Below are 17447 nucleotides of genomic sequence, written 5' to 3' on the forward strand. Positions count from 1 at the left end.
TCAGGTCTCGGGAAACAGGGTGCCGTTGATCGCGCGGGAAAAGCCCCGGAACTCGGCGATCTTTTGGCCGTCCTGGTTGGTCACTGTCACGTCATAGATGCCGCTGCGGCCGGTCAGGCTCTGCTCGGTCGCACGGGCGGTCAGCCGGTCGCCCAGCCGGCCCGGCGCGACATAGCTGATCACGTTGTGCTGGGCCACGGTCGACTGGTTGCGGCTGTTGCAGGCAAAGGCAAAGGCGCTGTCGGCCAGCATGAAGGTCACGCCGCCATGGCAGATTCCGTGCCCGTTGCAATGATGCTGCTGCACGGTCAGCGCCAGCGTCGCGGTGCCCTCGTCGACCTCGATCAGTTCCATCCCCGCCCATTTCGAGGCATGGTCCTGCGCCCACATCGCGGCGGCGGCTTTTTCGGCGCGTACTTTCGGTGTCATGTTCATTTGCCCCGAAACTCCGGGCTGCGCTTTTCAAGGAAGGCTGCGACGCCTTCGGCATAGTCAGCGGATTCACCGCAGGTCTTCATGGCGTCGGCCTCGATCTCCAGATGATCGGTCAGGCTGTTGGTCGCGGCGGCCTGAATGGTCTGCTTGGTCAGGCCGAGGCCCAGCGTGGGGCCGTTCGACAGGCGTTCGGCCAGCGCGCGCGCCTCGGTCATAAGATCGGCATCGGGCAGGGCTTTCCAGATCAGGCCCCAGTCTTCAGCCGCTTTCGCCGCCAAGGGCTCGCCGGTCAGCGCCAGCCCCTTGGCACGCGCCTCGCCCAGAAGATGCGGCAGGTGCCAGCTGCCTCCGGTATCGGGGATCAGCCCGACCTTGGCGAAAGATTGGATGAATTTCGCGGACTCGGCGGCCAGCACGATATCGCAGGCCAGCGCCAGATTGGCGCCCGCGCCTGCGGCCACGCCGTTGACCGCGCAGATCACCGGAAAGTTCAGCGACCGGATCAACCGCACCAGCGGCGCATAGAAGGTGCGCACCGTGTGGCCCAGATCCGGTAGGCCGTCCATTTTCGACGGATCGCGATCAGCCAGATCCTGCCCCGCGCAGAACCCGCGCCCGGCTCCGGTCAGCAGGATCGCCCGCGCGCCCTCATCGCGCGCGCCTTCGATGGCGCGGCGCAGGGCGTGGTGCATTTCCTCGGTGAAACTGTTCAGGCGATCAGGGCGGTTGAGAGTGATTTCCACATAATTTCCACGCCGCTGCGCAAGAATCGTATCGCTCATGGGCCGCTCGCTTTGCATTCGTTTCGATATTCTTCTTGCATTAACCGAACGGTTGGTCAATAAATTTCTCCGACGAAGCGCCGAATCCGGGCTTTCGGCCGGTTGATGGTTACAAAAAGGACCATTAACGCATTTATGACTCATGTTTTGGAGGAGGAAACCAGTCATGAAACTCAACGGGATCAAAACGCTGTTGGCGACGGCTGCCTTGGCAGTGTCGGGCAGCGTGGCATTTGCGGCGGATTACACCCTGACGATTTCCAGCTGGGCGCCGCCCACCCACGGGATCAACGCCAAGATGTGGCCCAAATTCGTCGAGATGGTCGAAGAGGCCACCGACGGCAAGGTGACCGCCGAGCTGAAGCTAGGCATCGCCCCGCCCCCGGCCCAGATGGACCTGATCATGGATGGTGCGGCGGATGCGTCGATCATCTTCCACGGCTATCAGCCGGGCCGCTTCGTGACGACCAAGTTGATCGAACTTCCGGGCTATGAAGGCTCGGCCGAGGCCGCCTCGGTTGCCTATTGGCGCGCCTATGAAAAGTATCTGAAGGCCGCTGACGAACACCGCGGCGTTAAGGTCATCGCTCTGCACACCCACGGCCCGGCCCAGCTGCACACCAGCAGTCCGGTGACCTCGATGGACCAAATATCGGGCCTCAAGGTGCGGATCCCCGGTGGCGTCGGTGGCGACGTGGGCACCGCGCTGGGTGCGACCGGCATCCAGGTTCCGGCGCCGAAGGTCTATGAGACACTGGCCTCGAAGGCCGCCGACGGCGTGGTCATGCCCCTCGAATCGCGCAAGGGCTTCAAGCTGACCGAGGTTGCCCCGAACGTCTATGAGATGCCGGGTGGCCTGTATCGCGGGTCGTTTGCCTTCATCATGAACGAAGACACGTTTGCCGACCTGCCGGAAGACATCCAGCAAGCGCTGGAGGAAAACGTGTTCGGCGAGCCGCTGAGCCGCGAGATCGGCAAGATCTGGGACGAGATTGACGCCATCGGTCGTGAAGCGACCCAAAGCACCGAGGGCAATGCGATCCACGAAGCCGCCGCCGAGGACATGGAGAAATTCTCGACGATCGCCGAGGACGTGCGCGCCAAGGTGATTGCCGAAGTCAACGACGCCGGTGTCGATGCTCAAGCCGCCTATGACAAGATCAAGTCGGAAATGTCCTCGAACTGATCCCTGCTGCGGGGCGGCGCAGGCCGCCCCCACCCAGCCCCATTCGGAGCCACCCGATGACCCCTCTCATCCAGCTTGTACGGCGCGCCAGCGTCCTGCCGGTGATCGTCGCCTGCACGGCCCTGTTCATCCTGATGGTGATGACCTTCTGCGACGTGATCCTGCGATCGGTCTTCAACGCGCCGATCGAGGCCGCCACCGAACTGACGCGCATCCTGATGGCCATTCTGGTGTTCTCGGTGCTGCCCATCATCTCGGTCACCAACGGGCATATCGCCGTGGACCTGACCGACGGTATCTTCCACCGCCTGCGGCTCAGCCGCCTGCGCGATGCTGTGATCTATATCCTCAGCGGCGCCATGCTGTATTGGCCGGTCCAGCGCGTGTGGATCCTGGCCGAACGCGCCCGCGACTATGGCGATGTCACCGAATACCTCAGCATCCCGACATACCTCGTCGGCTGGTTCATCACTGCATCGGTGGCGATCACCGCCGTGGTGATGATCATCACCGGACTGCTGTACCTGTTTGCCCCCAAGACCCTGACGGAATCCACTCAATGACCGCTGCCCTCATCGGATTTGCCCTTGTCCTGATCCTGGTGCTGATGCGCCTGCCCATCGTCTTTGCCATGGGGCTGGTCGGCACGTTGGGCTTTGCCTATGAACGCGGCGGCTCGATCTTTGACGAGCGCGGGTTGAAGGCCGCTATGTCGATGGTCGGCCGCCAGATCACCGATACCGCGCAGGATTACGGCCTGTCGGTCGTGCCGCTGTTCATCCTGATGGGCTTGTTCGTCAACAAGGGCGGCATGGCGCGCGAGCTTTACGCCGTTTCCAACGCCTTTCTAGGCCACATGCGCGGCGGCATCGCCATGGCGACCGTAGCGGCCTGCGGCGGGTTTTCGGCGATCTGCGGATCGTCGCTGGCCACCGCCGCGACCATGTCCAAAGTCGCGATGCCGCAGATGCGCCGTTATGGGTATTCCGACGAACTGTCGACCGCCTCGATCGCGGCCGGCGGCACGCTGGGCATCCTGATCCCGCCCTCTGTCATCCTGGTCATCTACGGGCTGCTGACCGAAACCTCGATCGGCAAGCTGTTCATGGCCGGCATCATCCCCGGCATTCTGGGCATCCTGTTCTACCTGTTCGCCGTGCGCTGGACCGTGTGGCGCAACCCTCAGGCCGGACCAGCCGGCGAACGCGCCAGCTGGGGCGAGCGCATCAGCGCGCTGGGGTCCGTCTGGGCGGTGCTGCTGCTGTTTTTCCTGGTGATCGGCGGGCTGTATGGCGTGTTCGATTTCGAACCGCTGAACCTGACCTTTTCGCCGACCGAGGCCGCAGGCATGGGCGCCGCCGGGGCTTTTCTGATCGCGCTGTTCCGCGGCGGGCTGACCGTAGGATCGACCTTTGAGGTGCTGAAGGAAACCTGCTTTACCGCCGCCGCGCTGTTCGCGGTGCTGATCGGCGCGCAGATCTTCTCGAATTTCATCAACCTGGCCGGCCTGCCCGAGGCGCTTATCGCCATGGTCACCGCCTATGACGTGGCGCCGTTCGTGGTGATCCTGATGATCCTGGGCATCTACATCATCCTGGGCTGCGTATTCGAGTCCCTGTCGATGCTGCTGCTGACGGTTCCGATCTTCTTCCCGTTGGTGACCTCGCTGGGCTATGACCCGATCTGGTTCGGCATCGTCGTGGTGGTGGTGACCGAGATTTCGCTGATCACCCCGCCGGTGGGCCTGAACGTGTTCATCCTGAAAGGCGTGGTGGGCGACGTCTCGACCGGAACGATCTTTCGCGGCGTGACCCCGTTCTGGGTGGCCGACATCTTCCGCCTGGCGCTGATCGTCCTAGTTCCCGTCATCGTTCTGTACCTGCCGCAACAGATGGGCGCGCTGGGTCACTGAGCTCATTTCGCCGCGCAAGGCGGCCCCAATACAGGAGCATCTCATGTCTCTGAAACAGATTTCCAGTTTCGCCGCGGGCCAGTGGGTTGCGCCCGGAGCCGGGGCCCGCACCATCGCCTCGGCCATCACCGGAGAGCCCTTTGCCACCGCCGGCAACGACGCGCTGGACGTGCAGGCGATGCTGGCCCATGCCCGCGACATGGGCGGGCCGGCCCTGCGTCGGCTGACCTTTCATGAACGCGCCAAGATGCTCAAGGCGCTGGCGCAGGCGCTGTCGGAACGCAAACAGGCGCTCTATGACCTCAGCTTTGAAACCGGCGCCACGCAGAAGGATCACCTGATCGACATCGACGGCGGCATCGGCACCATGTTCGTCTTTGCCTCGAAAGGGCGGCGCGAGATGCCCGACGGCCATGTCTTTCTGGATGGCGATGTCGAACAGCTGTCACGGAATGGCACCTTCCTGGGCCAGCATGTCTGCACCCCGCTGCAGGGCGTGGCCGTGCATATCAACGCCTTCAACTTCCCGGTCTGGGGCATGCTGGAGAAACTGGCCCCCACCCTGCTGGCCGGGGTTCCGGCGATCGTGAAACCCGCCACCAACAGCTGCTATGTCACCGAATTGGCCGTGCGGATCATGCTGGACAGCGGCATCCTGCCCGACGGCGCACTGCAGCTGGTCTCGGGCGGGCTGGGCGACATGCTGGATCACCTGACCTGTCAGGACGTGGTCAGCTTTACCGGCTCGGCAGACACCGCGATGAAGCTGCGGCAGAACCCGGTGATCGTGACCAACTCGGTGCGGTTCGTGGCCGAGCAGGATAGCCTGAACGCCTCGATCCTTGGCCCCGACGCGGCACCCGGCACGCCCGAATTTGACCTGTTCGTCAAGGAAGTCGTGCGCGAGATGACGACGAAGGCCGGGCAGAAATGCACCGCCATCCGCCGCATCATCGCCCCCGAGGCGCAGGTCGAGGCGCTGATCGCCGCGATCTCGGCCAAGCTGGCGCAAACCACGATCGGTGATCCGCGGCTGGACGGCACGCGTATGGGCGCGCTGGTCTCAAACGGGCAGAAGGCCGACGTTCTGGCCAAGGCCAGCCTCATCGGGCAGGAGGCCGAACGCGTATTCGGCGACCCGGATGCCTTCGAGGTGATCGGCGCCGATGCCGAAAAAGGCGCCTTCGTGCCGCCGATGCTGTTCCACTGCGCCGATCCCGACGCCGCCCGGCACGTGCATGACACCGAGGCGTTCGGCCCGGTCTCGACCATCATGGGCTATCGCGATCTGGACCACGCCATCGCGCTGGCCAATCGCGGCCAGGGGTCGCTGGTCACCTCGCTGATCACCCATGACCCCGAGGTCGCGCGCCAGGTGGTGATGGGCGCAGCCGCCTTCAACGGGCGGATCTATATCAACGACCGCGACTCGATGCAGGAATCCACCGGCCATGGCTCGCCCCTGCCGCACATGGTCCATGGCGGCCCCGGCCGCGCCGGTGGCGGCGAGGAAATGGGCGGCGTGCGCGGCGTGAAACACTACATGCAGCGCACGGCCCTGCAGGGCTCGCCCCGGATGCTGGCGACGATCGGCCGGAAATGGATCCCCGGCGCGCCCGAGATCCAAGGCCCCGCGCACCCCTTCACCCGCAAATTCACGGAACTGCAGATCGGCGAGACGCTGCACACGGCGCCCCGGACCATCACGCTGGACGACATCGAACATTTCGCCCATTTCACCGGCGACACATTCTACGCCCACATGAACGAGGACGCAGCGGCCAGAAACCCGTTCTTTCCGGGCCGGGTGGCGCATGGCTATCTGCTGCTGAGTTTTGCCGCCGGCCTGTTCGTCGAGCCGAACGAAGGGCCGGTGCTGGCCAATACCGGGCTGGACGGCCTGCGCTTCATGAAGCCGGTGGTGGCCGGCGACAGCATCAAGGTCCGCCTGACGGTCAAGCAAAAGACTCGCCGCACCGACGAATATGGCGAGATGCGCTGGCACGTGACCCTGACCAATCAGGATGACGAGAAGGTCGCCGAATATGAACTGCTGACCATGAACGCCTACTGAGCGCGCGGCAAAGTGTTTTTCTTGCACAGCCGGGCCGGATAGACTGGGCGCATGACCAACGCGCATCCGTGGTTCACTCAGGCTGTGGCCGAACTGGCCGACCCGCAGAATCAGCGGGTCTGGTCGATCATCGTGTCGCTGTTCGGCGACATGGCGCAGGAGCGTGGCGCCAAGATATCGGGCGGGGCGCTGGGCCGCATCATCGAACCGATGGGCATCAAGCCCGAGGCGATCCGCGTGGCCCTGCACCGTCTGCGCAAGGATGGCTGGATCGAAAGCGACCGGGTCGGGCGCGTCTCGATGCATTTCCTGACCGAATATGGCCGCACGCAATCGGCCCGGGTCACGCCGCGCATCTATGCGCGTGACCCTGCGCCGGATACGCCGCTGCACCTGCTGATCGCCGAGGATGGCACCGGCACCCGGCTGCTGGAAGACATCCTGCTCAGCCACGATTACACGCCGATCGGGCGCAACATCGCGTTGGGACCGGGGTCACCGCCCGTGGACCAGGACGAGTTGCTGATCCTTGAGGTCACCGCCCGCTCGGTTCCGCGATGGGTGCATGAAAAACTGTTCCCGCCAGATCTGCGCGCGGCTTGCCGGTCCCTGCACGAGGCCGTGCGCCACGTGTCCCAAGGCCGCCCGGCCAGTTGGGAGCCCACGCCCTGTCAGATCGCCACGCTGCGCACGTTGATCGTGCATCGGTGGCGGCGCGTCGTTCTGCGTCTACCCGACCTGCCCGACAGTTTCTGCCCGCCGGACTGGACCGGCCCGGCCTGTCGCGCGCAGGTGTTCCGCCTGCTGGACCAACTGCCGCGCCCCCTGCCCGAGGATCTGAACCAAGACTGACCCCACGGCAGGTTTTCCTGAAACGCGGTTTGACCCTATCCTGACCTTGTACCTTTGGGAGGAGGTGCAGGCATGACCCACGACATCGACATGCTGATTGTAGGGGCCGGGTTCTCGGGGCTGATCATGGCGATCGAAGCCCGCAAACGCGGCATCCACAACATCGCGATCCTTGAAAAAGCCGACGACATCGGCGGCACATGGCGAGAGAACACCTATCCCGGCGTGGCCTGCGATGTGCCCTCGCACCTGTATTCGATGGCCACCCATCCGAACCCGGACTGGACCCGAGCCTATGCAGGCGGGGCCGAAATCTGGGACTACATGCGCCGCGTTGCGCGTGACGAAGGGCTGTACGAACTGTGCCATTTCCACACCGAACTGAAGTCGGCCCGCTGGGACGGCACGCATTGGCAGGTCGAGACGACCGGCGGCGCGCAGTGGACGGCACGGTTCCTGGTGTCGGCCATCGGCGCCCTGCACATCCCCAGCATTCCCGAGATCCCGGGAGCAGCGGGCTTTCAGAGTCCGGCATTCCACTCGGCCCAATGGGACCACACGGTGCCGCTGCAGGGCAAACGCATAGCAGTTGTCGGCACCGGCGCGTCCGCCGTTCAGTTCGTGCCGGCAATCGCCAAAACCGCCGCCCATGTCACCATCTTCCAACGCAGCGCGCCTTACGTTCTGCCGCGTCCCGACGGGCCGATTGCGCCCTGGGTCCGGCACCTCTATCGCCGCATTCCGCTGCTGCCGCGCATCCGCAGGCAGTGCATCTATTGGCTGTTCGAATTCCGCCACCGCGTGTTTCGCGGCGAAAAACGCGCGGTCGACTTTGCCATGAAGATGTGGCGCAAAGGGCTGGAGGAGGCCATATCCGACCCCGAGATGCGCCGCATTCTGACACCGGACTACCGGATCGGCTGCAAGCGCGTCCTCAGCTCGAACGACTGGTACCCGGCACTGGCCCGCGACAATGTCAGCGTGATCCCGCATGGGGTCGAGCGGATCGAAGGATCCGAGATCATCGCGACCGACGGCAGTCGGACGTCGGCCGACATTCTGATCTGGGGCACCGGTTTCCATGTGACGGACGCGGTCCAAAGGCTGGACATCCGCGGCGCGGACGGGCTGAGCCTGCAAGACGCCTGGGCCGACGGCATGCAGGCCAATCTGGGCACCGCCATTGCCGGGTTTCCCAACTTTTTCTTCCTGCTGGGTCCGCATACCGGGTTGGGTCACAATTCGGTCGTTCTGATGATCGAAGCGCAAGTTGCCCATATTGGACGGGTGCTGGAGGCGATGCGGCGCGCGGGTCTGCCCGCGATTGCTCCAAACGCTGACCGGCAGGCCGACTTCACCCGCGAAATGCAGGAGCGTCATGCCGACAGTGTGTGGCAGGCCGGCGGATGCACTTCGTGGTATCAGGACGCACAGGGGCGCAATACGACGCTGTGGCCCGGCACAGTTTCGGAATTCCGCAAACGTCTGGCGAAGGCCGGGCTCGAGCATTACCATCCCGTTGATCCCGCCCAGACCAAAAGACCTCCGACATGACCACCCTGCTGACCATTGCGCTGATCATCGGCGTCGCGTTGATCCTGATGCATCTGTGGACCCGGCGCCTGACGCGGATGGGAGTCCAATCCGTGCCTCAGCCCGGGCAGATCCTGCCGGTGAACGGCGGTACGATCCATTATGTCGAACAGGGCGATCCAGAGAAGCCGACGGTGGTGATGATCCACGGATTGACCGGCCAGTTGCAGCACTTCACCTATGCCATGACCGACCTTCTGGCCGACGACTTTCACGTCATCGCGGTTGACCGGCCTGGGTGCGGTTATTCGACCCGCGACCACGCGCGACTGGCTACCCCGCCGGAACAGGCGCGGATGATCCACGAATTCCTCGAAGCCAAGGGCGTATCGCAGGCCATTCTGGTCGGACACTCGCTCGGGGGCGCGGTGTCGCTCGCCATGGCGCTGGACAATCCTGAACGGGTTCGGGCACTGGCCCTGCTGGCTCCGCTGACGCATCGGGTACCCAGCACACCCGCCATCTTCAAGGCGCTGGAGATCCGAACCGAATGGCTGCGCAGCCTGATCGCCAACACAATCGCTGTTCCCCTGGCAAAAACCACGGCTCCGCATGTGATCGATGAGGCGTTTGCCCCGGAACCGGCCCCGAGTGATTTCCTGGACCGCGCCGGTGGCGCCTTGGGGCTGCGCCCGTCAGCCTATATCACCGGATCGCAGGATCTGGCGGGCGTGGATGCCAGCATCGACGCCCAGTCCCAGCGTTACCACGAACTGCAGGTTGGGGGTGGCATCCTGTACGGGGCCGAGGATCCGATCCTGTCACCCAGCCAGCAAGGCGCACCTATGGTGGACTACGGGCTGAGCTTTGAAGAGCTCGAGAACCGCGGCCACATGATCCCCCTGACGGCGCCCGAGGCCTGCGCAGAGTTCGTCCGCCGCATGGCCAGCGCTTCGCAATCGCCGTCGAAACCCGCCAACACGGCCGGATGAAGAATCCCGCATTTTCGTAGCATTTCCCTCTTGACCCTCTCCGGCCCCTCCCTTAAATCGCCTCTCACCGTGGCGGAGTAGCTCAGTTGGTTAGAGCAGCGGAATCATAATCCGCGTGTCGGGGGTTCAAGTCCCTCCTCCGCTACCACTTCCCTGAAATCCTCGAGTTTGGCCTTGGGCAGCGTCCTCTGAGCCAGTCGCCGTTGATATCGACTGCCGCCTATGCCCTCATGCCACCCGTCTGCATTTAGCGGTTTGCCCAAACGGGCTGTTTCCCCCTCCTCCAATTATCGACGCCGCAGGTTTGACTTTGGATGGCCGGCCCTATCATATTCAAATTTAGGATAATGATAGCCAAACAGGCACAAGCGGGAGGAACAGTGATGCAACGTCTATACCTTGGAGTGGTCTGTGCCCTCAGTTTCGCTTGGCCGGCGGCGGCCCAGGATGAAAAGCCAGCTCAAACACTGTTCACCAACGTGCATGTCTTCGACGGCACAAGCGAACAACGCATCGAAAACGCCAGTGTTCTGGTCGAAGGGAATCTGATCAAAACGGTTTCGACCGAAGCGATCGACGCCCCAGACGCCACGGTGATCGACGGCGAGGGGCGCACACTGACACCTGGGTTCATCGAGAACCACGCGCATCTCATGTTGATGGGGCCAAGTCTCAGCGCCATGGAAGCCAATTCGACATGGGAGGATTTCGGAATCCATGCCACAAGGATGGCCGAAATGTATCTGATGCAGGGTTTCACAACGGTCAGGGATGCAGGCGGGGCCAACGGTGGACTTCGCCGGGCTATCGACTCGGGTCAGATTCCAGGGCCACGCTATTATCCGTCGGGCGCTTTTCTAAGCACTCGTGGAGGCCACGCCGACTTTGGCAACTTCACTGCACCTCCGGGGACGGACACCAATTTCAGCCGCCTGAACATGGCACAGGAAATCAGCGGCGTTGACGACGTTTACAAATTCGGACGCAACAACTTCCGGATGGGCGCGACCCAGCTCAAATTCATGCAATCGGGCGGTGTCGTTTCGGCCTTCGACCCTTGGCAGTTGCTGGCCGGATCGCCAGAAGAGATCAAAGCCGCCGTGCAGGTCGCGAATGAATATGGCAGCTATGTCATGGCTCATTCCTATCGGAAGGAAGCAATTCTGGGTGCGCTCGACGCGGGAGTGATGTCCATCGAACACGGATTTTCGTTCGACTGCGAAATCGCTGCAAAGATGAACGAAATGGGCGCGTATATCACGACCAATCTAACAGCGTTCGATCCGGGCCTTCTAGATATACCGGCGGTCAAGAACCAACCATCGAGCCTTGCCAAGGCAATCTCGGCTTCGGCGACCTTCGAGAACTACATCCCGAACATGAAGGAATGCCCGGTCAAGCGCGGGTTCCAGACCGATTGCGTAGGCACAGTCGAAGCCTGCAACATCCAGATCGCGTATGAAAAACACCTGAACAACGAATTCTTCGGTCCCTATCAATCAATGGTCACACTGACCTCGATCGGAGGCGAGATCGCCCAGTTGTCCGGCGATTTCACCAATCCCTACACCGCCGGTAAGCTTGGAGTGATTGAGGAAGGCGCTTATGCAGACATTCTGCTGATCGACGGCAACCCGCTCGAAGATTTCTCGGTCGTGGGTACAGGTGACCAGTGGTTCGGTGCGGACCCGCGGCCTGACAGCCCCGAGACCATCCGCCTGATCATGAAGGATGGCGTGATCTACAAAAATACGCTCAACTAGGGCCATGATGAGGATTCGCGGACGGGACCGCCATGACAAGCCCGCTTTTCTGAACTCCGTCCGAACTCTGCTGATTGCGGCGACGCTCAGCTTGGGTGCGGGCGCGCCGTCCTGGGCTGGCCTCTCGGTTGGTTGGGACGATCTGCCCGACCCGACCGTTCAGACCTTCGAAGACCCCTATCGCGATCTCAGCCCCGAACAGTTCGACGACGTCCTGTTCGTCGTTCGGCTGCGTGGCCGGCTGCAGCAGGATGTCGGCACGGACGAGGACCGCCAGAAGTGGCAGGAGCTTCTGCACGAGACCGAGGATGCGCTAGCCGCGGGCGGTGTCGACGTGGACTGGCTGCTGGGTCAACGCCAGGTCGTGACCGAACGCAGGGAAAAAGCAGCCACGCTTGGCAACCCCTTGTATGACGGGCAAGAGGTCACGCTGTCCGGTTTCGCCATTCCGGCTCCTGCGGACGCGGACGGGCGATCCGTTGTCTATCTGGTGCCCGAGCGGGGCATGTGCAGCCATATGCCGCCACCGCCGCCGAACCAGATGATCCGTGTGATGCTGGATGCCGACTGGGTTCCCAGCTATGTCCACGAACCCGTCCGCCTGACGGGGCGTCTGACGATTTCGCCGACCGATCACCAGATGGTCGTGGTCGACGGGCTGATGCCGATGCGCGCCACGTTCCAATTGGAGGCAGACAAGGTCGAGACGCTCCAGAACCGCACCGACGGGCTGGAGTGGAGCGAGGACGCGACAGACATTCTTCGGGCCGCGGGGCGGCGCAAAACCGGTGGTCAGGCGGCCTCGGAATGATCCGGCGGATTGCGCTGGTGCTGGCGGCCCTTGTCTGGGCTTCGGGTGCGGTCGCTCAGGGATTGTCAGGTCCCTCGTCGGTGAATGCCGAGCTTGAGCCCGGAGACGGCTTGACCGATCCGCAATTCCGGTCGGATTTTCCGCGCAATATCGCGCCTGGATGGTTTGCCTGGAAGGATCGTCTGGCCGAAGACGGGTTCCGTTTCAACATTGACTATCTCGCCCTTGGGCAAACGACGGATGCCGACCTGGGCACCGGCGAAGCCGCCAGCGGAATTGCCCGTTTCTATGGCAGCTGGCAGGCAACCGAACAGGGTTCGTTGACCTTCAAGGTCGAACACCGGCACAGCTATACCGATGTCGCTCCGCAGTTTCTGGGCCTGGACGGAGGCGCGCTTTCGATCACAGGAACCGCCTTCAACGACACGGGTTTGCTGCTGACCAACCTGTTCTGGTCGCAGCGGGCCGCGGACGGGTCGTGGACGCTGCAATTCGGTCAGATCGACGTGACCGACTTCGTCGACATCTATGGCCTTGTCAGTCCCTATAGCGGTTTCCAGAACCTGTCGTTCAACACCAATCCGACGATAAACGCCCCCAACCCCGGGCTGGGTCTTGCCGGGGGCGTGCGGCTGGGCAGCAATTTCTATGCTGTGGCCAGTGTCGCTGACGCAAACGCCGATCCGTCCGATCCGAACTTCGACGTTTTCAGCGACGGCAACCTCTTCAAATCGCTCGAACTGGGGTACACGTCGGGCTTTGATCGGATCTATTTCGACAACATCCATCTGACACTTTGGCACGCGGATGCAGCCGATGACGGCAGCCGGGCCGAAGACTATGGCGCGGCCTTCTCCGCCGCGTGGTTCGTGGGCAACCAATGGATGCCGTTCCTGCGCGCCGGCGCGGCAAAGGGAACGGCGGCGCTGTATGATCGGTCCCTGTCAGCCGGCATCGGGTACTACGGCCGGAACACCGATCTGGCTGGGCTGGGGCTGAACTGGGCCGAAGCCCGTGGCATCGACGGCGATCAGTTCACCCTCGAAGCTTTCTACCGTTTTTCGATTTCGCCCGGCTTGCAGATCACGCCGTCGGTGCAGTTCATCTCGAACCCACTGCTGAACCCCGGCCAGGACAATGTGGCCCTGTTCGGCCTTCGGACAAGGCTCGTGTTCTGACGCTGGCCGGGTCTGCCCACTTGAGGTAATGCAACCCATGGAAGGACACTCGATAAAGCCACTGATGACTGCAGCCGCAACTGTCCTGACAATCGCCGCACCCCTTCACGCCAGCGAAGAAAGCAAGACCTGGGACGCATCGGAGGAAGCCAGGCAGTTCGTGCAGGACACGATCGTATTGGGCATGCTGGCCAGCCCCTACGGAACCGGCTGGACCGAAGACGAACAACTGCACACCTACTTCCAACGCGCCCGGGACAACGGCATCACCGGCCATGAAATGACATTGGCCGCCGCTGACATGTCGTTCGACACGTTGCTTGAACAGCACTATCACTTCCGCGCCGCCATGGCGCAGCAGCCCGAGAGTTATCTGATCGTGAATGAAACACGCGATATCGAGGCCGCGCATGCTCAGGGCAAGACGGCTGTGATCTGGAACAGCCAAACGGCAACGGTTCTGGATGGCGACCTCAAGAAGATGGCCCTGCTCAAGGACATGGGCATCAAAAGCATGATCCTGGCCTACAACGACATTTTCCGAACCGGATCAGGGCAGTTGGCAGCTTACAACGGACGGGACATCGGTCTGACCCCATGGGGCAAATCCGTGATCGATGAGATGGTGCGCTTTGGCATCCTGCTGGACCTTAGCCACACCGGGTCGAAAACGGCCAACGACGCGATGGACTACATGGATGAGAACTATCCCGGCGTGCCCTATGTCTACACCCACTCGGTTCCGGCGGGGCTCTACGCGAATGAGCCCAACGCCACGACCAAGGGCTGTTACCGAGCCATCCCGGACGACGAGGCACTGCGGGCAGCCAAGTCCGGAGGATACATATCGCCCACATTCACAGAATGGATGATGGACGGGGTATGGCCCGAAGATATCTCACCCAAACAAGCCGCCGATATGATCGACTATTATGTCCAACTTGTCGGCGTCGACCATGTCGGGATCGCGACGGACGACATGTTTTCAACCGAGCTTGTCGTTCAGTTCGCGACCGCGAATGCCAGCATGTATGACGACGGCGGCTACATGATTGATGCGTTCAACAAAGGCGCAACCGGGAATGGTGAATTGGCCAAGATCCTTGCCGCGATAACCGACGATCTATGGGCGCGGGGCTATTCAAACGAGGACCTCGCCAAAATCTACGGTGGCAACAAAATGCGCGTCTACGCCCAGGTCTGGGAGGGCAAGCCGCCCGAACGGTTTTTGCAGGAATACCCAGAACGCCTGCGGATGAGGCAGGAGTTCCAGAACCTGTTCCACTCGCGCTAGTCTCCGTCCGGTCGTTGAATCTCTGACAAGGTGCTGACACCGATCTGGGCCATGGCGATGTCCATCTCCTCGGACAGCACCGCCCACAACCTGTGCAAACCGGCCTCGCCGCCCGCCGCGATGGCGAACTGCAGGATCCGCCCGAAGAACAGGAAATCGGCGCCGGCCATCAGAGCCTTGAGCGCATCTTCTCCGGACCGCAGGCCGCTGTCGTAGAACAGCGGATAGTCGTCGCCGACCGCTGCGCGGATCTGCGGCAAGACCGAGATCGGTGCGGGTGCGCTTTCCAACTGGCGGGCGCCGTGGCTAGAGACCTGGATAGCGTCGACACCGGCCGCCTTCAGCGCAACCGCGTCTTCGACGTCCAGCACGCCCTTGACCACCAGCTTGCCCGGCCACCGGTCGCGCAACCTTGCCAGCGTGTCCCAATCGGCCTTTGCACGGCTTTCGGTGCGGTCGAACTCGAACCCCTCCATCAGGAAATTCGCCATCTGCGGTTTGCCCTTCAGCAAGGTCGAGATCGACCAGCGCGGATGCAGCGCGAAATCCAGAAACTGCCGCGGCCCGATCCGGAACGGCATGCGGAAGCCGCGGCGCAGTTCGCGCGGGCGGCGGCCAACTTCGGGCACGTCAACCGTCAGGATCAGGGTCTTGTAGCCCGCGGCCTTTGCCCGATCGACCAGCTTGAACGTGCCGCTGCCATCGCCGCTGAAATACAGCTGAAACCAGGCATGGCCCCGGGCCTCTTCGATCAGCGCCTCCATCGGTGTCGAGGCCACCGTGGAAACGCCCAGCGGCACCCCGTATTGCGCCGCCAGCCGCGCCAGCATCAGGTCGGCGCCCGGTGCGGACAGGTTGCACATGCCCATGGGCGCGATGCCGAAGGGCCTGTCGGCCGGTTGCCCGAACACGCGGGTTGCCAGTGACCGGCTACTGACATCGCGCAGGATCCGGGGCCGCAGGGTCATCGCGTCCAGCGCCGCGCGGGAGCGCCGGGCCCCGGCCTCGGACCCGGCGGCCCCGTCGATATAGTCAAACACCATCCATGGCAGACGCCGCCGGGCCAGCCGGCGGGCGTCTTCGGCGCTGTGGATGGCGCTTGCGCCCATCAGGCCTGAACGGCCTTCATGAAGCGGTCGCGGATGACGACCGGGTCCATCGTGATCGGCGGCATCTTGGCGTTTCCGCTTTCACATTTGCTGACGATGATGGTCATCTGGCGGGCGTCCAGCGCCTCTTGCAGCACGCGGCCGGTCTCTTCGGCCCGGCATTCGATCACGCGCTCGCATCCCGCCGCCTCGGCCATCTTGGCCAGCGAGGTCTTCTGCCCCGCATAGGTCGGCTGATCGCCGGTCGAGCCGTAGGAGCCGTTGTCGATGATCAGCAGGATATAGTTGTCGGCCACGTTGTTGGCGATGGTCGGCAGCGTCCCCAGGTTGGTCAGGATCGAGCCGTCGCCGTCGATCACGATCACCGGTTTCGGCTGGGCCAGCGCCAGCCCCAAACCGATGCTCGAGGCCAGCCCCATCGTGCCCAGCATATAGAAATTGGTGGGCTGATCGTCGATGGCATGCAGTTCCTGGCTGGGGATGCCGATGTTGCACACCACCAGTTGGTCGCGCAGGATCGGGGCGATTTCCTTCAGGATTTCAGAACGGATCATTGGTCGCCATAGCCTCCCCAGAAATTGGCGTCGGTCAGGATCGCGACGGGCTTGTTGCACATGAAGGTGTATTTCAGGATCGCGTCCAGTTCGGCCACGTCTTCCTGATGATGGAAATGGTAGGTCGGAATGTGCATCTGCGCCAGCAGGGCCTTGGTGTGAACGGCCATCTCGACCTGGCAGGCGATGGGCTCGCGCAGTTCGCCCCGGTACGAGATCAGCATCGGCAGCGGCATTCGGTAATACTGAATCAGCGTCGCCAGCGTGTTGATCGTGACCCCGATCGCGGTGTTCTGCATGATGATCGCGGGGCGCTTGCCGCCCATCCAGGCCCCGGCGCACAGGCCCATGCCTTCGTCCTCTTTGTTCGAGGGGATGTGGTAGATGGAGTCGTGGGCGTCGATCTCGGCGATGACGCCGGCCAATTGCTTGCATGGCACCGTGGTGACGAACGAGATGTCGTTGGCCACCAGATCTTCGGTGATCTTCTTGTCTATGTTCATGTCGAAACTTCTGTTCCTGGGTTGGGGCGCCGAGGGCGCGATGGACGGGTCAGGCCCTGCGGTGGACGTGGACGGCACATTTTGCATGCCGCACCACGCGCGACGCGGTGGAGCCAAGGAAATAATCAGTCAGTCCGGGACGGTGCGAGCCAATGACGACGCAATCGAACCCGTGGTCGTTGGCATAGTCGATGATCGTGCGCGCGGTGTGGCCCTTGACCAGTTCGGGCTTTACATCCGGCAGGCCTTTCAGCTTTTCCATCAGGACTTCGCGGGCCCGGGCAAAGCCATCGGCCACGGCATCCTTGTCCAGATAGACGCTGACCGATCCCTGAGGCATCTCATAGACATGCAGAGCCACGATCTCGGCGGATCCGCCGCCCAAGGCACGGGCGATCTCGAGCGTTTGCGGTGAAATGCCGTGGTCAAGCGCCATGGGGACAAGAATTTTCTTATACATGGTTACCTC

General features: G+C 62.7%; 17 protein-coding genes and 1 tRNA gene. 12 read left to right on the forward strand and 6 right to left on the reverse strand.

The features are described from left to right. The gene (gene paaI, locus ACR3EL_RS13620) at positions 1 to 429 is read right to left on the reverse strand and encodes a hydroxyphenylacetyl-CoA thioesterase PaaI (RefSeq protein ID WP_170339732.1); all 429 of its coding nucleotides are present in this window, start codon (positions 427 to 429) and stop codon (positions 1 to 3) included. A 2-nt stretch (positions 430 to 431) separates the two neighbouring features. Then, positions 432 to 1217 (reverse strand): 2-(1,2-epoxy-1,2-dihydrophenyl)acetyl-CoA isomerase PaaG, encoded by a 786-nt coding sequence (gene paaG / locus ACR3EL_RS13625; RefSeq protein WP_170339731.1) that lies wholly within the window; start codon positions 1215 to 1217, stop codon positions 432 to 434. Between the two features lie 166 nt (positions 1218 to 1383). Here paaG and ACR3EL_RS13630 point away from each other — a divergent pair, with 166 nt between their 5' ends. The 12 genes from ACR3EL_RS13630 to ACR3EL_RS13685 all read left to right on the forward strand — a co-directional run bounded on the left by ACR3EL_RS13630 (position 1384) and on the right by ACR3EL_RS13685 (position 14812). Then, complete coding sequence (locus ACR3EL_RS13630; protein WP_170339729.1) at positions 1384 to 2403, forward strand: TRAP transporter substrate-binding protein; 1020 nt, start codon at positions 1384 to 1386, stop codon at positions 2401 to 2403. Positions 2404 to 2459: 56 nt separating this feature from the next. Continuing rightward, positions 2460 to 2966, forward strand: coding sequence for a TRAP transporter small permease (locus ACR3EL_RS13635; protein ID WP_170339726.1), 507 nt, complete (start codon positions 2460 to 2462; stop codon positions 2964 to 2966). Beyond that, positions 2963 to 4315 carry a TRAP transporter large permease gene (locus ACR3EL_RS13640; protein ID WP_170339725.1) on the forward strand — a complete coding sequence of 451 codons (1353 nt, stop codon included), beginning with the start codon at positions 2963 to 2965 and terminating at the stop codon, positions 4313 to 4315. The genes ACR3EL_RS13635 and ACR3EL_RS13640 overlap by 4 nt, the downstream gene beginning before the upstream one ends. A 43-nt stretch (positions 4316 to 4358) precedes the next feature. After that, positions 4359 to 6389, forward strand: a complete 2031-nt coding sequence (gene paaZ, locus ACR3EL_RS13645) for a phenylacetic acid degradation bifunctional protein PaaZ (protein WP_170339723.1) — start codon at positions 4359 to 4361, stop codon at positions 6387 to 6389. A 51-nt stretch (positions 6390 to 6440) separates the two neighbouring features. Beyond that, positions 6441 to 7241, forward strand: a complete 801-nt coding sequence (locus ACR3EL_RS13650; protein ID WP_170339721.1) for a PaaX family transcriptional regulator C-terminal domain-containing protein — start codon at positions 6441 to 6443, stop codon at positions 7239 to 7241. Positions 7242 to 7313: 72 nt separating this feature from the next. Beyond that, positions 7314 to 8795, forward strand: coding sequence for a flavin-containing monooxygenase (locus ACR3EL_RS13655; RefSeq protein WP_480721963.1), 1482 nt, complete (start codon positions 7314 to 7316; stop codon positions 8793 to 8795). Further along, positions 8792 to 9766, forward strand: coding sequence for an alpha/beta fold hydrolase (locus ACR3EL_RS13660; RefSeq protein WP_170367777.1), 975 nt, complete (start codon positions 8792 to 8794; stop codon positions 9764 to 9766). Before ACR3EL_RS13655 ends, ACR3EL_RS13660 begins: the two co-directional genes overlap by 4 nt. Positions 9767 to 9837: 71 nt before the next feature. Further along, positions 9838 to 9914: transfer RNA gene (locus ACR3EL_RS13665), tRNA-Met, on the forward strand. Between the two features lie 235 nt (positions 9915 to 10149). After that, positions 10150 to 11529: an amidohydrolase family protein gene (locus ACR3EL_RS13670; protein WP_480721966.1), complete on the forward strand. Its 1380-nt coding sequence runs from the start codon at positions 10150 to 10152 to the stop codon at positions 11527 to 11529. A 7-nt stretch (positions 11530 to 11536) separates the two neighbouring features. Then, positions 11537 to 12340, forward strand: a complete 804-nt coding sequence (locus ACR3EL_RS13675) for a DUF3299 domain-containing protein (RefSeq protein ID WP_170339648.1) — start codon at positions 11537 to 11539, stop codon at positions 12338 to 12340. Further along, positions 12337 to 13518: a carbohydrate porin gene (locus ACR3EL_RS13680; protein WP_170339645.1), complete on the forward strand. Its 1182-nt coding sequence runs from the start codon at positions 12337 to 12339 to the stop codon at positions 13516 to 13518. The genes ACR3EL_RS13675 and ACR3EL_RS13680 overlap by 4 nt, the downstream gene beginning before the upstream one ends. A gap of 64 nt (positions 13519 to 13582) precedes the next feature. Next, on the forward strand, positions 13583 to 14812 hold the full coding sequence (locus ACR3EL_RS13685) for a dipeptidase (RefSeq protein ID WP_170339644.1): 1230 nt from the start codon (positions 13583 to 13585) through the stop codon (positions 14810 to 14812). Here the strand turns inward: ACR3EL_RS13685 and ACR3EL_RS13690 are convergent. The 4 genes from ACR3EL_RS13690 to ACR3EL_RS13705 are packed head-to-tail and all read right to left on the reverse strand — an operon-like array spanning position 14809 to position 17438. After that, the gene (locus ACR3EL_RS13690; RefSeq protein WP_170339643.1) at positions 14809 to 15921 is read right to left on the reverse strand and encodes an alpha-hydroxy acid oxidase; all 1113 of its coding nucleotides are present in this window, start codon (positions 15919 to 15921) and stop codon (positions 14809 to 14811) included. The genes ACR3EL_RS13685 and ACR3EL_RS13690 overlap by 4 nt on opposite strands. After that, positions 15921 to 16475 (reverse strand): sulfopyruvate decarboxylase subunit beta, encoded by a 555-nt coding sequence (gene comE, locus ACR3EL_RS13695; protein ID WP_170339641.1) that lies wholly within the window; start codon positions 16473 to 16475, stop codon positions 15921 to 15923. Before comE ends, ACR3EL_RS13690 begins: the two co-directional genes overlap by 1 nt. Continuing rightward, complete coding sequence (gene comD / locus ACR3EL_RS13700) at positions 16472 to 16978, reverse strand: sulfopyruvate decarboxylase subunit alpha (RefSeq protein WP_170339639.1); 507 nt, start codon at positions 16976 to 16978, stop codon at positions 16472 to 16474. The genes comE and comD overlap by 4 nt, the downstream gene beginning before the upstream one ends. A 49-nt stretch (positions 16979 to 17027) precedes the next feature. Continuing rightward, on the reverse strand, positions 17028 to 17438 hold the full coding sequence (locus ACR3EL_RS13705; RefSeq protein ID WP_093964495.1) for a universal stress protein: 411 nt from the start codon (positions 17436 to 17438) through the stop codon (positions 17028 to 17030). Positions 17439 to 17447 lie beyond the last annotated feature (9 nt).

The sequence above is a fragment of the Ruegeria sp. BJ3 genome, assembly GCF_056535665.1.

Coding starts and splice junctions, on each gene's coding strand:
- ACR3EL_RS13650 (WP_170339721.1), top strand. CDS start 6,441: ATGACCAACGCGCATCCGTGGTTCACTCAGGCTGTGGCCGAACTGGCC.
- comD (WP_170339639.1), bottom strand. CDS start 16,978: ATGAACATAGACAAGAAGATCACCGAAGATCTGGTGGCCAACGACATC.
- ACR3EL_RS13655 (WP_480721963.1), top strand. CDS start 7,314: ATGACCCACGACATCGACATGCTGATTGTAGGGGCCGGGTTCTCGGGG.
- ACR3EL_RS13705 (WP_093964495.1), bottom strand. CDS start 17,438: ATGTATAAGAAAATTCTTGTCCCCATGGCGCTTGACCACGGCATTTCA.
- ACR3EL_RS13635 (WP_170339726.1), top strand. CDS start 2,460: ATGACCCCTCTCATCCAGCTTGTACGGCGCGCCAGCGTCCTGCCGGTG.
- ACR3EL_RS13690 (WP_170339643.1), bottom strand. CDS start 15,921: ATGGGCGCAAGCGCCATCCACAGCGCCGAAGACGCCCGCCGGCTGGCC.
- ACR3EL_RS13685 (WP_170339644.1), top strand. CDS start 13,583: ATGACTGCAGCCGCAACTGTCCTGACAATCGCCGCACCCCTTCACGCC.
- ACR3EL_RS13675 (WP_170339648.1), top strand. CDS start 11,537: ATGAGGATTCGCGGACGGGACCGCCATGACAAGCCCGCTTTTCTGAAC.
- ACR3EL_RS13640 (WP_170339725.1), top strand. CDS start 2,963: ATGACCGCTGCCCTCATCGGATTTGCCCTTGTCCTGATCCTGGTGCTG.
- paaG (WP_170339731.1), bottom strand. CDS start 1,217: ATGAGCGATACGATTCTTGCGCAGCGGCGTGGAAATTATGTGGAAATC.
- ACR3EL_RS13680 (WP_170339645.1), top strand. CDS start 12,337: ATGATCCGGCGGATTGCGCTGGTGCTGGCGGCCCTTGTCTGGGCTTCG.
- ACR3EL_RS13630 (WP_170339729.1), top strand. CDS start 1,384: ATGAAACTCAACGGGATCAAAACGCTGTTGGCGACGGCTGCCTTGGCA.
- ACR3EL_RS13660 (WP_170367777.1), top strand. CDS start 8,792: ATGACCACCCTGCTGACCATTGCGCTGATCATCGGCGTCGCGTTGATC.
- paaZ (WP_170339723.1), top strand. CDS start 4,359: ATGTCTCTGAAACAGATTTCCAGTTTCGCCGCGGGCCAGTGGGTTGCG.
- comE (WP_170339641.1), bottom strand. CDS start 16,475: ATGATCCGTTCTGAAATCCTGAAGGAAATCGCCCCGATCCTGCGCGAC.
- paaI (WP_170339732.1), bottom strand. CDS start 429: ATGACACCGAAAGTACGCGCCGAAAAAGCCGCCGCCGCGATGTGGGCG.
- ACR3EL_RS13670 (WP_480721966.1), top strand. CDS start 10,150: ATGCAACGTCTATACCTTGGAGTGGTCTGTGCCCTCAGTTTCGCTTGG.